At 65.0% G+C, this 15,541-nt stretch carries 8 protein-coding genes; 6 read left to right on the top strand and 2 right to left on the bottom strand.

The features are described 5' to 3' along the window. Nucleotides 1–5: 5 nt before the first annotated feature. Complete coding sequence (locus AC1DGD_RS03960) at nt 6–884, bottom strand: FAD binding domain-containing protein (RefSeq protein ID WP_476855957.1); 879 nt, start codon at nt 882–884, stop codon at nt 6–8. Nucleotides 885–1,015: 131 nt separating this feature from the next. Between AC1DGD_RS03960 and AC1DGD_RS03955 the strand changes: the two genes are divergently transcribed. Together AC1DGD_RS03955 and AC1DGD_RS03950 are read left to right on the top strand one after the other, a co-directional pair. Then, nucleotides 1,016–2,020 carry a LysR family transcriptional regulator gene (locus AC1DGD_RS03955; protein WP_476856044.1) on the top strand — a complete coding sequence of 335 codons (1,005 nt, stop codon included), beginning with the start codon at nt 1,016–1,018 and terminating at the stop codon, nt 2,018–2,020. A 105-nt stretch (nt 2,021–2,125) separates the two neighbouring features. Then, a complete protein-coding gene (locus tag AC1DGD_RS03950) occupies nt 2,126–2,443 on the top strand; it encodes a DUF6457 domain-containing protein (protein ID WP_090577613.1) in 318 nt (105 codons plus the stop codon). Nucleotides 2,444–2,741: 298 nt separating this feature from the next. On the opposite strand, the gene AC1DGD_RS03945 is transcribed toward AC1DGD_RS03950, so the two are convergent. Then, nucleotides 2,742–5,090 (bottom strand): FdhF/YdeP family oxidoreductase, encoded by a 2,349-nt coding sequence (locus AC1DGD_RS03945; RefSeq protein ID WP_476855956.1) that lies wholly within the window; start codon nt 5,088–5,090, stop codon nt 2,742–2,744. Between the two features lie 382 nt (nt 5,091–5,472). On the opposite strand from AC1DGD_RS03945, the gene AC1DGD_RS03940 reads away from it, so the two are divergent. The 4 genes from AC1DGD_RS03940 to AC1DGD_RS03925 all read left to right on the top strand — a co-directional run bounded on the left by AC1DGD_RS03940 (nt 5,473) and on the right by AC1DGD_RS03925 (nt 15,540). Further along, nucleotides 5,473–6,585, top strand: a complete 1,113-nt coding sequence (locus AC1DGD_RS03940; protein WP_476855955.1) for an SDR family NAD(P)-dependent oxidoreductase — start codon at nt 5,473–5,475, stop codon at nt 6,583–6,585. Next, nucleotides 6,524–7,720 (top strand): glycosyltransferase family 2 protein, encoded by a 1,197-nt coding sequence (locus AC1DGD_RS03935; RefSeq protein WP_476855954.1) that lies wholly within the window; start codon nt 6,524–6,526, stop codon nt 7,718–7,720. Before AC1DGD_RS03940 ends, AC1DGD_RS03935 begins: the two co-directional genes overlap by 62 nt. A gap of 614 nt (nt 7,721–8,334) precedes the next feature. Beyond that, entirely contained in the window at nt 8,335–13,713 is a 5,379-nt protein-coding gene (locus AC1DGD_RS03930; protein ID WP_476855953.1) for a peroxidase family protein, read from the top strand. A 117-nt stretch (nt 13,714–13,830) separates the two neighbouring features. Continuing rightward, nucleotides 13,831–15,540 carry a multicopper oxidase family protein gene (locus AC1DGD_RS03925; RefSeq protein WP_476855952.1) on the top strand — a complete coding sequence of 570 codons (1,710 nt, stop codon included), beginning with the start codon at nt 13,831–13,833 and terminating at the stop codon, nt 15,538–15,540. Nucleotide 15,541 lies beyond the last annotated feature (1 nt).

Raw genomic sequence — 15,541 nt, 5'->3', positions numbered from 1 at the left:
CGGCTTCAGCCTTCCTGCATCTGGGCGGCGCGGGCACAGGCCCGCCGCAGTACCCGTTGGGTGAGCTCATCGGCGAGATGCCGCTTGTAGTCGACGGGGCCGCGCTGGTCAGCCACCGGATCGCAGGCGGCGGCCGCCAGCCTGCCGGCCTCGGCAAACAGCTCCTCGTCCGGGCGCCTGCCGCGAAGCGCCCCCGCGGCCTCGGCTACCGTATGGTCAAGGCCCAGCGCGGTGAGGCCGACGGCGGCGTCGTCAATCGTTCCGTCCGCAGCGAGGGAGACGGCGGCGCCTGCGGCACCGACGGCCCAGTCGCCCACCCGGCGTTCGACCTTCTCGTAGGCGCTGCCCGAACGGGGGACGATGGGGAACCTGAGTTCGCAGAGCAGCTCATCCTGTCCGACGGCGGTTTGGTAGGGTCCGCGGTGGAACTCGGGCATGGTGAGGGTGCGCTCGCCGCCCGGTCCGCGGATCACGGCCTCGGCACCCAGGACATCACAAACGGTGGAGAGGTCCTCGGCGGGGTCGGCCTGGCACAGCGAGCCGCCAATCGTGCCGCGGTTGCGCACCACGGGGTCGGCGATCCGCAATTCGGCGTCCCGCACAATGGGGAACAGCGCTGCGACCTCGTCCGATTCCAGCAAGGTGGTGTGGCGGGTCAGGGCGCCGATCCTCAGCTTGTTGCCGTCACGGAGGACAAAGTCCAGCTCGTAGAGGTCATTGATGTCAATCAGCCATTCGGGCCGGGACAGGCGAAGCTTCATCATCGGCAGAAGGCTGTGACCGCCGGCCACGACGCGCGAGTCCGGGCCGTACCGGGCGAGAAGTTCCAGGGCGTTGTCCACGGTAGTGGCGCGCACGTAGTCAAATGGAGCTGGAATCTGCATAATCCCTACCTCACTCCGAAGGGCCGGCGGCATGGCGTAGCGGTTGTCTAGCGCCGGATTGAGGTCAGTCTTGCCCCGGCCTAACCGGGATGTCAATATCGTCATAAGCGAAAGGTTATGAAGCCGTGGCGATGACATTGGCACAGTTGCGCACGTTCGCCCTGGTTGCCAAACTGGGCTCACTCCACGCAGCCGCTGCCCACCTCGGAGTCAGCGAACCGGCAGTGTCGACGGCGCTTGCCGCCCTCAGGCAGGACCTGGGTGACCCGCTCTTTGTGCGCGCCCACGGCGGAATTTCGTTGACCCCGGGGGGCAGGGCGCTCGCCGAATACGCCCAGGACATCGTGGGGCTGGCGGACAAGGCCCGGTGGGAGGTGGCGCATGCCCAGACCGAGACCGGGCGCCTGAAAATCGTGGCGACGGCGCCTTTTGCGGAGCACGCTGCCGGTCGCCTCCTGGATCTGTTCACCCGCCGCGTTCCCGGCGCCTCTGTCGATGTGGTCGTTGAGCAAGCGGAGGACATTGTGTCGCTGATGCTGGAACGCGTCTATGACATCGCCCTGGGCGCCCGGCCAGCCGCTCCCAACGGCGCCGTCGCCAACGGACTGGCTGTCAACGGGACGGGCGACGTCGGCATCGACTCCGTCCCGTTCCTGCGGTACCAGCGGGTCGTCGTGGCGGCCGCCGGGCATCCCCTTGCCTCGTACCACGGGCCAGTGGCGCTGTCCGAACTGCTGGCCCGGCCGTGGTTTGCCGGACCCGCCGGCATCCAGGCCGCCAGTGAAGAAGGACGCTGGCTGGCGTCCCAGGGCGTGGCGCCGGAGATTGTCCGGCTCAGCAGCGAAACGGAGGCCCTCGCTGCCGTCAGGGCCGGTGAGGGAACCATGATGGCGCTCGGCCACATCGTCCGGGCTGAAATCCGAAGCGGTGCCCTGGTCCGCGTTCCGGTGGCCGGGACGCCGGTCGCCGGGCTCTGGTGGGCCAGCATCCTTGACCGCCACCGGGCCACCTCCATGGCACGGACTTTGCAACGGTTTGCCGGCACCGCCGACGCCACCGCGGCCATGGTGGCTCCCGGCGGTTCGCGAGGGCTCGAACGGCGGGGGTCCAAGTTCCATGTGGCGCTCTGGAGCTGAGGGGCCGGCCGGGGCGCCGGACGCTGTGTCGCGTTGCGCAACGCCGGGCCGGGTGCTAACCCTTGAGGGTTAGACGATCCATTCACCCCGCGAGAAGGAGTAGCAATGACGTTGTCCCGAGACGAAGACAGCTCGCTGCGGCATTGGAGCAGTCGGCTCATCCAGGCCCTGCAGATTCTTGACCTGGAAGTCGACCACGAAAAGATCGTCCAGGTCGCCGACGAATCCGTTAAAGCCGTCGGGCCGCACGCGGATGCCATCAGCGCGTTCATCGTGGGCTACGCGGCGGGCACTGCATCCACCAACGGCCGCAAGGGCACCCAGGAGGCGGTGCACGCCGCGTCGAACAAAGTCATTGAGCTCTGTGAGCACGGCGAGTCCGGCGGCCCGGACGAAGAAGGCTGGACCAAGAGGGCCCAGTAGCGCCAAGACTTCTCGGGAAATGCCGCGTCCCCCATGGGGCGCGGCCTTTCCGCATTTTTCAGATCCGTTCCGTGGGACATGCTCATTGCTTGGGCGCAGGGGTGGGCATGGTGGTGTTATGTCCAGTGGCCGGGGCGGGGGCTGGGCATGTCCCGCGGGGGCGGTGGGGTGGCCGTGGGGCGCCCCGTGGACATGCTCATTGCTCGGGCGCAGGGGTGGGCATGGTGGTCTTAAGTCCAGTGGCCGGGGCGGGGGCTGGGCATGTCCCGCGGCCCCGGCCAGTGGAACCGGGTGCCTACTAGGGCGACGCCACCCGGGCAGGGGCTGTTGCCGCGCCGTCGGGTGTCTGGCCCAGGCTCGGCTCGAGCCGGACGATGACTGCCTTCGAGACTGGCGTGTTGCTGCCTTCGGCCGTGTGGTTCAGCGGCACCAGCACGTTGGCTTCGGGGTAATAGGCAGCAGCGCAACCGCGTGCCGTGGGGTACGACACCACACGGAACTTGCGCACCACGCGTTCCTCACCGTCGTCGTATACGCCGCGGACGTCCACATATTGCCCGTCCGCAAGGCCGAGTTCGGCGATGTCGTCAGGGTTCACGAACACCACATGGCGGCCCTTCTTGATGCCACGGTAGCGGTCGTTGTGCGAGTAGATGGTGGTGTTGAACTGGTCGTGGGAGCGCATGCTCTGCAGGATCAGGGTTCCCTCCGGCCGTTCGACAAGTTCAAGATCATTGGCTGTCAGCACGGCCTTGCCGGTGGGCGTGGGGAAAGTGCGGGAGTCGCGGGGACCGTGGGCGAGGACAAACCCGCCTTCCTGCCGGATCCGCTGGTTGTAGTCCTCGCAGCCGCCCACCACCCGCGAAATATGGTCCCGGATGAGGTCGTAGTTCTTCTCATAGCCGTCCCAGTCGGCCCTGATCTTGTCGCCCACCAGGAGTTTGCCCAGCCGGCTCACGATGGCCGGCTCCGAGAGCAGATGGTGGGACACCGGCTCGACGCTGCCCCAGGACGGGTGCACGGCGCAGACGGTGTCCTCCACCGACACGAACTGGGGACCGGATTCCTGGATATCGATCTCGGTCCGGCCCATCGTGGGGAGGATCAGGGCCTCGCGGCCCGTCACAGTGTGCGAGCGGTTCAGCTTGGTCGAGATCTGCACCGTCATCTCCGTGTTTTGCATCGCAGCCTCGGCGGCGTTCGTGTCCGAGATGGCACCCACCAGGTTGCCGCCCAGGGCGACGAATACCTTGATTTCGCCTGCGCGCATCTTGTTGATGGTCTCGACGGCGTCCGCGCCGTGTTCGCGGGGCGGCTCGAAGTCGAACTCCTCGCCGAGGGCCTCCATGAAGGACTGCGGCATCTGCTCCCAGATGCCCATGGTCCGGTCGCCCTGCACATTGCTGTGCCCGCGGATGGGGGAGGCGCCGGCGCCTGGCTTGCCGATATTGCCGCGCAGCAGCAAGAGGTTGATGATCTCCTTGATGGTGGCAACCCCCTTCTTCTGCTGGGTGATGCCCATGGCCCAGGTGATGATGACTTTCTCGGCCTTGAGGTAGCGGGCGGCCAGCTCATCGATGTCCTCGCTGCGCAGGCCCGTGGCCTCAAGCACTGTGCCTTCATCCAGCCCGGCGAGGTGTTCCTTGAGCTCCTCGAGCCCCTCGCAGTGTTCGGCCAGGAAGGCGTGGTCCAGGACCGTCCCGGGGTTCTTGGCCTCGGCGTCGAGCACGCGCTTGGACACGGCCTGCAGCAGCGCCATGTCCCCGCCGATCCGGATCTGGAGGAACTGGTCCGCGATCTGGACGCCGTGACCGACGACCCCGTTGACCTGCTGCGGGTTCTTGTACCGGCGCAGGCCCGCTTCGGGGAGGGGGTTGACGGCCACGATCTCACCGCCGTTGCGCTTGCACGCCTCGAGTTCGGTCATCATCCGGGGGTGGTTGGTGCCGGGGTTCTGGCCCATGATAATGATCAGGTCGGCTTTGGCGTAGTCGTCGAAGCTGACCGTCGCCTTGCCGATGCCGATGGTCTGGCCCATGGCCCAGCCGGAGGATTCGTGGCACATATTGGAGCAGTCCGGCAGGTTGTTGGTGCCGTAGCCGCGGACCATGAGCTGGTAGAGGAAGGCAGCCTCGTTCGAGGTCCGGCCGCTCGTATAGAACGCCGCCTGGTCGGGGGAGTCCAGACCCTTGAGCTTGTCGGCCACGAGCCGGAGCGCCTCGTCCCAGCTGACCGCCTTGTAGTGGTCCTCGCCGGCGGCCTTGTACACCGGTTCGGTCAGGCGGCCCTGCATGCCAAGCCAGTACTCGGTCTGGCTGCGCAGGTCGCTGACGGCATTCTCGGCCCAGAAAGTTTCGGGAACCACCACCGGGGTCGCTTCCCAGGTGACCGCCTTGGCCCCGTTCTCGCAGAACTCGAATGCCTTGCGGTGGTGGGGATCCGGCCACGCGCAGCTCGGACAGTCGAAGCCGTCCTTCTGGTTCATCGCCATGACGGTCTTGCGGGTCCGGTTCAGCCCCATCTGTTCGATGGCTGGCTTCATGGAGTGGTACACGCCCGGGACGCCGGCGGCCCAGCTTTTCGGCCCGTCTCCGACGACGAGATCCTTTTCGGACGGTTCCTCGATGTGAGGAGTCTTGCGAGTCACGTGAACTTCCCTTCTGCAACCACCACCCGGATGGGGCGGCGTGCTGATCTGCCACTCTGCACCTTACCGTCAGGCCTATCAGCTTGATCGGAGCGCCGCAAGCAATTGACCGGCCGGTGCCCGTAGGCAAGTCCTCCTTACCAAGTAGCGCTCACGCTCATTTACAGGTACCAGCTACTCGTGTTGCCGAGAAAGAAGCCGTGTGTTGTTGGGGTGGAAGGTCTCAGTGGGGGAAAACCAACGGATTCCAGGGTCACGGCCCTGCGGCATGCGGGTTATTCATTTGCGTTCGGCCGCCTCCTGGCGGAGCCGAAGAGATCTGTCCTGCGATGAATTTGCTCAATAAGAAGCCGAACAATTTTGTGAACATGGGGGCAGTGCGATGGAAAAGATTTGGGCCGACCGACTACTTGGCAGAGAGTCGATGCACGTTTACGGGTCTGCTGCGAAAGCTTTGATCCAAGGCAGAACCATCCTCGTGACGGGCGCCGGGGGTTCCATCGGCTCAGAGATCGTGCGCCAGATGCATACGCTGGAAGCTGGCAAGGTCTTCTGCATCGACGACGACGAGTTCGCCCTTTATAACCTGCAAATGGATCTGGAAGGCCTGGCGCTGCTGGACGACGACGTGTACCGGCTGGCCGACATCCGGGACGAACAGCTCATGCGGCGCATCATGCAGGAGGTCCACCCGGATGTCGTCTTTCATGCCGCAGCCCACAAGCACCTGCCGCTTCTCGAGCGGGCACCTGAGGCAGCAGTCAAGACCAACGTCTTTGGAACCCAGTCCGTAGTCCGAGCAGCAATTGCTGCAGGTGTCAGCAGGGTTGTCAACATCAGCACAGACAAGGCGGCCAATCCGACATCGGCATTGGGATGGTCCAAGAGGCTCGCCGAGCACGTGGCCGGCAAGTATGCCGGCACCTCAGAGACCAAACTGGCAAGTGTCCGGTTTGGAAATGTTCTTGGCAGCCGAGGCTCCTTCCTGCCCACGCTGATGACTCAGATTGAGAGGGGACAGCCGATCCGGATCACCGATCCCGGTGTCGCACGCTACTTCATGACCATCCCCGAAGCAGCCGGCCTGGTGATCGAAGCCGCTTGCCTCGGTTCCGGCGGGGAAACGTACGTGCTGGACATGGGCGCCCCTGTGCGGATCGAGTCGCTGCTGCGCCGGTACGTCGAAATGGTTGACTGCCCGATGCCTGCAGTTGAGTACACCGGCCTGCGTCCCGGCGAAAAGATGTCCGAGGAACTTTTCGACATGCGCGAAACCCACTACGCCACGCCTCATCCGCGCATCCTGAAGGTCGATGTTGGAACCTATCCGATTGACCCTGCACTGGAACTTCTTCGCGAGCTCGTCGATCACGGCGCGCATCCTGCACTCGTTCGCGAGGCCCTCGAATTCAATACGGCCGGAAAGGTAAACGATGGACTGGACAGCCTCTCTTCTGGCGCTCTTGGCACTGCCACTTCTCGCAGTCTTAGTTGACGCTGTCGGGGCGGCCCGCAGCAGCCGCTTCGGAACGGCGGTCCGGGAAGCCGGCAGTGAGTCGCTTCAGGGTTTGTCATTCGACGTGCTGGTTCCCATCTATGGCGATATCCGCTATTTGACAAACGTCGACTTTCTCCACAGCTACGGCTCCCAGGTCATCCTCTGTACGACCTCCGGTGAGTCCGACGGCTTCAGGCAGTCGCTCGACCAAATTGCGACGACTCATGGTTTCCGGGTATTCCTCAGCGATTACGTTGCGCCTTCTGCCGGAACTGGTCGCCGAACTGGCGGTACAGTCCGTGACCGAGTCATTCGGGACGCACTGGAATCTGCCGTTGACGCTGAATTCGTCGTATGTCTGGATGCGGACACGACGTCGGTCCGCCCGCTGTCAGAGCTGGTGGGAGAGCTTCGGAGGCGGGGTGACGATGTCGCCTCCATTGAACTGGTGCCGCAGGCGGAGGGTCCCGCCTTGGTCCAGTTGCAGCGGCATGAGTACCGCCTGGCCATGCGCCTCAGGTTCGTCATGCCGTGGCTTCTGAGCGGGGCATGCCACGCAGGAACAACATCCGCAATGCGTGCCATCATGGCGCAGCATTCACTCTTCTTCCAGGGGAATGATGTTGAGACAGGACTGCTCGGTGAGCGCCTTGGATACCGTATGACACACATTCCGTTCGCCGTGAACACGGAGGTACCAGCGACGCTGCGGGCCTGGTGGCGGCAGCGCCTGGCCTGGGCGGGCGGGGAATTCCGCTTGTATATTGTGAATATCCGCTTCTGCTTTTGGCATCCGTTCTTCTGGACATACGGCAGCGTCGTACTGTTTGCTTTTCTCCTTCTTCGGTGGGAAGCGCTCGTGCATCCCGGGCTGTCACTGCTGGCCGCGGCCGTTCTTTACTTCGGCATGATTTATGGCATCCACTGGAAAAATCGGAATCGCTGGCTTTTGCTGATGCCTTTCTACACACTCATCACAAGCTTGATCATTCTGCCCCTCGGCATGGTTTGGTATTTTGCCATGGCAATTCCTGAGAAGAACTTCGGACTCATCAGGTTTCGCCGCGGCTCTGGCGGTTCCCGAGCGACGAGCCCACGGCGAAGGAACGCAGTGGGTGTAGCCGGCACATAGCCAGGGTGCCCTTGTCCCTCAAGCTCGCTGCTCGCGGCTCGGCCAGCCAGCGGCATTCGAGCGCCCACCGTCGCCCGCTGGTCCAGAAGGGTCAAACGGTCGCAAAGCCCCCGGGTCTGCCCAGGCAACCCGGGGGCCTATGCCGCCACTATCGAGTGCACCGTCCAGCTCCTGTGCGGGCCACCATTACCAGCACCACCTTGGCGCAAGCTGGGGATCTGCTGTGCGCCGGCCTCAGGTAGCGGAGGCCAAAAAAACGGGTCCTCGGGGGGTATCCGTTACTCGGCCGTTATTCGTCGACAGTACGCCCGTGCAGTCGTTCCCGCGTAGGCTGCGGCAGCGCCGTCGAGCACAGGGCGAGTAGCCCAAAGCGTCTGCGCACGTAGCCCCAGAGCATGGTCCGGGTGGCCAGAGGCCCCGGAAAGCACCGGACTGCGGTCCGGATCCGAAGTTACCGACCGGTCCCAGTTTTCCCCAAGGAATCACCCAGCACTGTTGCACCATCACTCACTCTAAGAGGCAGGTGTGCAATGAATTTGTTCGCATGCAGGAAGGTTGAAGGCCAAAGACGTGCCTTTAGCCGGCCGACCCGCGCAGTAGCGGCAGGGACAGCGATGACCTTGCTCAGTTTTGTTGGACTCACCACAACGGCGCTTGGCGCCAGCGCCGCGCCGGCACCCGTCGGCGCAGGCTTCACCGTCACCGCGGCCGACCTGGCCTATATCCTCAAGCAAATCAAGATCGCCGAGGCGCACGTCGCGAATACGACGTCGGCGACCGGCCCTTGCGGGGCGCTGGTCGGGCCAGGCCCCAACCAGATCCCGGACGCCCTCACCTCCTACGGCCTCCGTACGGTTGACGGCTCCTGCAACAACCTGATCAAGGGCCGCGAAACGTATGGGGCCGCCGATCAGCTATTCCCGCGTCACGCGACGCCGTCGTTTAACACCGCCGACGCCGTCCCCGCAGGGTTCGGCCCTGCCGGCACGTCCTCCTACGCACAGAAGTCGGGCAATGTGTTCGACGCCCAGCCCCGCCAGATCAGCAATCTGATCGTGGACCAGACCTCCACCAATCCAGCCGCCGTGGCTGCTGCCGGGTTCCCGGTCCGGACCCAGGGCAACCCCGGTCTGTTCCCCTGCACCACTGATCCTGACCCCTTGGCGACTCCGCCGGTCGAGGCTGTGCCGGCCGGCTGCGTCCCCACGGGTGACACGCTGTTCATCCCCAACGTCACCACCGACGTCGGCCTCTCCCCGCCGTACAACTCCCTGTTCACCCTGTTCGGTCAGTTCTTCGACCACGGCGTGGACCAGACGGTCAAGGGCGGCGGAACGGTGTTCGTGCCGCTCAAGGCCGACGACCCGCTGATTACCGTAGGCCCTGATGGCAAGGCCGGTACCGGTGACGAAGTGGCCCCCAACAGCCCGAACGCGTTCATGGTCCTCACCCGGGCCCAGAACCAGCCCGGCAACGACGGCATCCTCGGCACCGCGGATGACGTCCAGGAAGCCGCCAACACGGACTCGCCCTACGTGGACCAGTCCCAGACCTACACGTCCCACCCCTCGCACCAGGTGTTCCTGCGGGAGTACATCAACAACGCCGCCGGCAGGCCGGTTTCAACCGGCAAGCTCCTGGGCGGTCCTGCCGGCCCCACCGCCGGCGGCATGGCCACGTGGGCGGACGTCAAGTCGCAAGCAGCGATCTTCCTTGGCCTCAAGCTCGAGGACAAGGACGTCACCAACATCCCGATGATCGCAGCTGACCCGTACGGCAAGTTCATCCCCGGCCCCGCCCGGGGCCTGCCGCAGTACGTCACGCTGACCGGACTCGTTGAGGGCAACACGGCAAATCCTGTCCCGGTGCCGGCAAACGTGCGGTACTTCGACACCCCGTTCCTGACCGACATCGCGCACAACGCCGACCCGTCGCCGCAGGACGCGGACCACAACCCTGCCACGCCGCCCGTCGCGCCCACCCCGGACAGCGACAACACGGCCTCGGCAGATTTTGCGAACCAGCCCGCCGGGACTTACGACGACGAAATGCTCAACGCGCACTTCTGTGCCGGTGACGGCCGCGTCAACGAAAACATCGGACTGACCACCATCCACCAGGTGTTCCACTCCGAGCATGACCGGCTCGTCGCGGACATCGAGAACACCCTGACCAACGACACTTCGGCCAAGGGCGTCGCCGCACTGGCGGAGTGGAAGCTGGCTGCCGGTGCCAACGGCTGGAACGGCGAACGCCTGTTCCAGGCGGCACGGTTCGTCACGGAAATGGAATACCAGCACCTGGTGTTCGAGGAGTTCGGCCGCAAGGTCCAACCCGCGATCCAGCCCTTCCACGTCTACCACACGGACCTCAACGCGGCCGTGAGGGCGGAGTTCGCCCACGCGGTCTACCGCTTCGGCCACTCTATGCTGACGGAGACGATCTCGCGCACCAACGCGGACGGCACCGACAACTCCATTTCCCTGCTCCATGGCTTCCTGAACCCGCCCGAGTACACCAACGGCGGATCGGCGGGGTCCCTGACCTCGGAAGAGGCCGCAGGCAGCATCGTCATGGGCATGAGCGACCAGGTCGGCAACGAACTCGACGAGTTCGTGACGGGCACGCTGCGCAACAACCTGCTGGGTCTTCCCCTGGACCTGGCGACGATCAACATGACCCGTGCACGTTCCGAAGGCGTCCCGCCGCTCAATGAGCTGCGGCGCCAGATCAACGACGCCACGGGCGACGCTCAATTGGCTCCGTATACGAGCTGGGCCGACTTCGGGCAGAACCTCAAGCACCCGGAATCGCTGGTCAACTTTGTTGCCGCCTACGGCACCTACCCGACCATCACCAGCGAAACCACGCTGGCGGGCAAGCGGGCAGCGGCCAAGGCAATCGTCGATCCGGGCACCCTGGCGACTCCTCCCACGGCTGACATGAGCGACTTCATGAACAGTGCCGGACCGTGGGCCACTCAGGAGACCGGCCTGAACCGGGTCGACCTCTGGGTTGGCGGCCTGGCGGAGAAGACCAACCTCTTCGGCGGACTCTTGGGCAGCACGTTCAACTACGTGTTCGAGAACCAGATGACCGACCTGCAGAACGGTGACCGCCTGTACTACCTGGCGCGCACGCCGGGCATGAACCTGCGGTCGCAGCTGGAGAGCAACTCCTTCGCGGAGATGATCATGCGCAACACCAATGCGCACTCGCTCAAGGCGGATGCTTTCGGAACCGCCGACTGCAAGTTCCAGCTGGGCAACCTGGCCGGTACACCGGCCGGCTACACGGCCTCGGGGGCCACGGTCGCCGACGACCCGACCAGCGAGTGCAAGGAGAACCTGCTGCTCCTGCGCAAGCCGGACGGCACCATCCAGTACATGGAGAAGAACACGGTCGATCCGAGCGGCATCAACGGCCAATCGGTGTACAACGGCACCGCCAACGCTGACCGGGTCACCGGCGGCAACGACAACGACACGTTCCTCGGCAACGAAGGCGACGACGTCATTGAAGGCAACGGCGGCGACGACATCGCACTCGGCGGCGACGGCAACGACAGGATCACCGATCTGTCCGGGGCCGACGTCCTCAAGGGCGGTCCGGGTAACGACTACCTCAACTCCGGTATCGGAGACGACATCAACATGGGCGGCGACGGCCAGGACTTCACCAACGGCGGCGCCAACGACAACGAAACGTTTGCCGGCGAAGGAAACGACTTCGTGCAGTCCGGTGACGGTGCCGATGCGACGTTCGGTGACGGCGGCGATGACTGGATCCAAGGCGGTTCCGGCCAGGACCTGCTGATCGGCGATCACGGTGCTCCGTTCTTCGACGACCCGGCCCAGACGAAGCCCGGAAACGACATCTTCGTTGGACAGGTTGGCGAGAACGACTACGACGCCGAGGGTGGCGACGACATCATGACGTCCAACGCGGCCATCGACCGCTACGCCGGTGCTGCCGGCTTCGACTGGGCCACGCACCAGTACGACACCGTAGCAGCCGACGACGACATGAAGATCAACAACAACCTCGTTGGTGTTCCGCTGCCCGTCGTGGTCAACCGCGACCGGTGGCAGGAAGTGGAAGCCAACTCCGGTTCCAAGTTCGACGACGTCATCCGTGGCGACGACGCAGTGCCCAGCACCGTAGGTGGTGCAGGCTTCAGTGGCTGCGACGTCCTCGACCAGACGGGCATCAACCGGATCGCCGGCCTGCAGGCTATCCTGCCGGCACCGACCACCCCGCTTGCGCCGGTCGAGGCACTCTCACCGATGGGCGTCTGCCCGCTGACCGGTCCGGTCTGGGGCGACGGTAACATCCTTGTCGGCGGCCTCGGCAGCGACAAGCTCGAGGGCAGGGGCGGCAACGACGTCATCGACGGCGACCGGTACCTGAAGATCCGCATCAGCGTGCGGGACAACGCGGGCGCAGAGATCGGCACCACCGACCTCATGGAGCGCCCGTACCAGGCAGGTAACCCGCAGACCCTGGCGGCCGCAGTAGCGGCCGGCGTCGTCAACCCGGGGAACCTGGTGGCTGTCCGCGAACTCGTCACCCCCACCGCCCTCGAAACCGCGGGCAACCGGGACGTCGCGATCTTCTCCGGACCGCGGGCCAACTACACCATCACCACGACAGGCGGCACCGGCACCATCGGTTCGGCTGGCTCAACCACCACGGTGGTGGACAACGTTGGAGTCGATGGCACGGATACGATCCGCAACATCGAGTTCCTGCAGTTCTCCGACACCGTACTGCCAGGCGCTCCGGTCATCGGCACGGCAACCGCCGGCCCCGGGCAGGCAACGGTTCGCTGGACGGCCCCGACGGTCGGGCCTGCCGACGCCTTTTCCGTGAAGGTGCTCGACGTGACGACTAACCCGGCCGGCGTCCAGGTCGGTGCCCTGCGCACCGCTCCGGCAGGCGCCACCAGCCTGGTGGTAACCGGCCTGACCAACGGATCCCAGTACCGGTTCCAGGTGCTGGCCAGCAACGCCCTCGGTGACAGCCCGTTCTCGGCACTCTCCAACACGGTGAGCCCGACGACGGCAACCGTACCGGGAGCGCCCACCATCGGGACGACCACGGCAGGGAATGCCTCGGTGACCGTGAGGTGGACCGCTCCGACGAACACCGGCGGATCGCCCATCACCGGCTACTCGGTGCGGGCCTTCGCCGGAACTGCCCTGATCAAGACGCAGGCAGTCACCGGAAACGTCGGAAGCGTCCTCGTGACGGGCCTGACCAACGGGACGGCGTACACGTTCGACGTCGCCGCAGTCAACGCAGTGGGTACGGGCGGATTCTCAGCCCGCACCGCAGCGGTGACACCACGTACCGAATTCGTGGCTCCCACCCTGACCGCGCGGTCCCCTGCACCGGGGGCATTGTCGGTCAGCCAGGGCGCCAACGTGACGGCAACGTTTAGCGAAGCGGTGACGGGGGTGACGGGAACGAACTTCCAACTGCGGCAGGGCACCACGGCGATCGCCGCCGTCGTCTCCTACAATTCGCTGACCCGCGTCGCGACGCTCAACCCGGTCGCAACGCTTCCGGCAGACCGCCTCTACACCGTGACCGTCTCCGGCGTCCGTGACCTTGCGGGCAACACGATGGCGACGAGCACGTGGACGTTCACGTCGGGACCTCTTCCGGTCATCACCTCCACGACCCCCGCTTCGGGAGCCATAGGGGTGCTGCGGAACAGCAACACGACGGTGACGTTCAGTGAGCCCATCACCGGATTCGCCGCTGCCGGCAGCGTCCGGATCGTGCGGGCCTCCACCGGGGCCGACATCGCGGTCGCGGTGACGTACAACGCCACAACCAGGGTGCTGACAATCAACCCCAGTGCGACGCTTCTCGCCAGCACGCAGTACAGGGTCATCATCACCGGTGGCACCACCCGGATCCGCGATCTGGCAGGCAACCCGTTGCCCAGCCGTTCGTGGACATTCACCACGGGAACAGCACTGTAACAGCAGTCTGAGAACGCCGGCTGGCGGGGCCGCTACGGTCCGCCAGCCGGCTTCCTCACTTGTTGGAAAGCCACTTTCCGACACGGTATACAGCACTATTGCCCACTTGGAGGGGCCATGACTACACGACGAGAAATTTTCAAACTGGGCGCTGTCGGCGCCCTCGGCCTTGCCGGTTTCAAAGGCGGCGACGACGACATCCCGACGACGGGCACCACCGCGCCGGCCGCGACGCCGGTCACCGCCAGTCTTCTTGCACCGCAGAACATGCCTGTTCCCTATGCGGGAGTGTTTCGCCGCCCGCCCGAGCTGGTCCCCTTTCAGACGGGTTTCGACGGCGGCGACCCGGCCCGTCCTTTCGCCCGGTACGCCCTTACCCAGAAGCTCGGCCAGGCCCACTTCCTGCCCGGACTGAACACCACCGTCGCGGGCTACAACGGCATCTTCCCCGGCCCCACCATCCGGGCCACCCAGGGCACCCGGATCGAGGTGCGGATCCGCAACGCGCTGCCCGCCGCCGGGCTGGTTCAGCCGGCCCGCTTTGATACCGTCACCCACCTGCACGGCTCAGCGTCGCTGCCGCAGTACGACGGCTACGCCAACGACATCACCGTCCCGGGCAACGTCAAGAACTACCGGTACCCCAACTGGCAGACGGCCCGGACGCTTTGGTACCACGACCACAAGCATCACATCACCGCCCAGAACGTCTATTCAGGACTCGCGGCCTTCTACCCCCTGTCCGACAAGTATGAGCGTGCCCAACTGCCGCAAGGGGAATTCGACGTGCCCCTGATGATCTCGGATGCCATGTTCAACGCCGACGGCTCGCTCGCCTACAACGACAACGACGTCAAAGGCCTGTGGGGGGACATCATCATGGTCAACGGCGTGCCGTGGCCGACCATGAAGGTCAAGCCCCGGATCTACCGCTTCCGGGTGCTCGACGCCTCTATTTCGCGGTCCTACCGGCCCACGCTCTCCACCGGAGACCCCGTCTACGTGGTCGCAACAGACGCCGGCATGACGCCCAAAGTGGAGGCCGTGAAATCGTGGCGGCAGGGCACCGCGGAACGCTATGAGGTGCTTATCGATTTCCGGAAATACCGGACCGGCCAGTTGATCGAGCTGCGGAACCTCAGCAACAAGAACAACATCGACTTCGCGAACACCAACAAAATCATGCGCTTCCAGGTAGTGGCCGACTCCGGGCCCGGGGCCGGCTCCATTTCCAGCATCCCGGCCACCCTGGACGACGGCGGCTCCGTCAACGCCTCCAGGGGCGGCATCCCCACCATGAGCCTCACCCCGGCGATGGCGAAGGCGAAGCGCGAACTGAAATTCTTCCGGGACCATGGACAGTGGACCGTGAACGGCGTCACGTGGGCCGACGTGGAGAAGTCCGGGTTCACCAAGCTGTTCGGCAACCCCCAGCCCTTCGACGTCGAGCAATGGACCATCATCAACGCGTCCGGGGGATGGTTCCATCCGGTGCACATCCACCTCATTGACGCCAAGATCATCGCGAGGAACACTAACGGCGGCCAGCCGTTTGCCTGGGAAAAGGGCCCCAAAGATGTCTTCTACGCCGGTGAGAACGAGTCCGTCACCGCCCTCATGCAGTTCGACACAGGTACCGGCGGGGGCGGGCGCTACATGATCCACTGCCACAACCTGGTCCACGAGGACCACGACATGATGGTGCAGTTCTCCGTGGGCGACCTCCGCACCAACGACCCCATCACTTCCGACCCGCCGACCCTAGACACCACTGCTCTGGACGCGTTCCCGCCGGTGTACCGGCCCGGACTGCCGGCGGGGACCTGAG

The sequence above is a fragment of the Arthrobacter sp. 05T45 genome, assembly GCF_056395875.1.
This window is presented reverse-complemented; position numbering and strand designations above follow the sequence as displayed.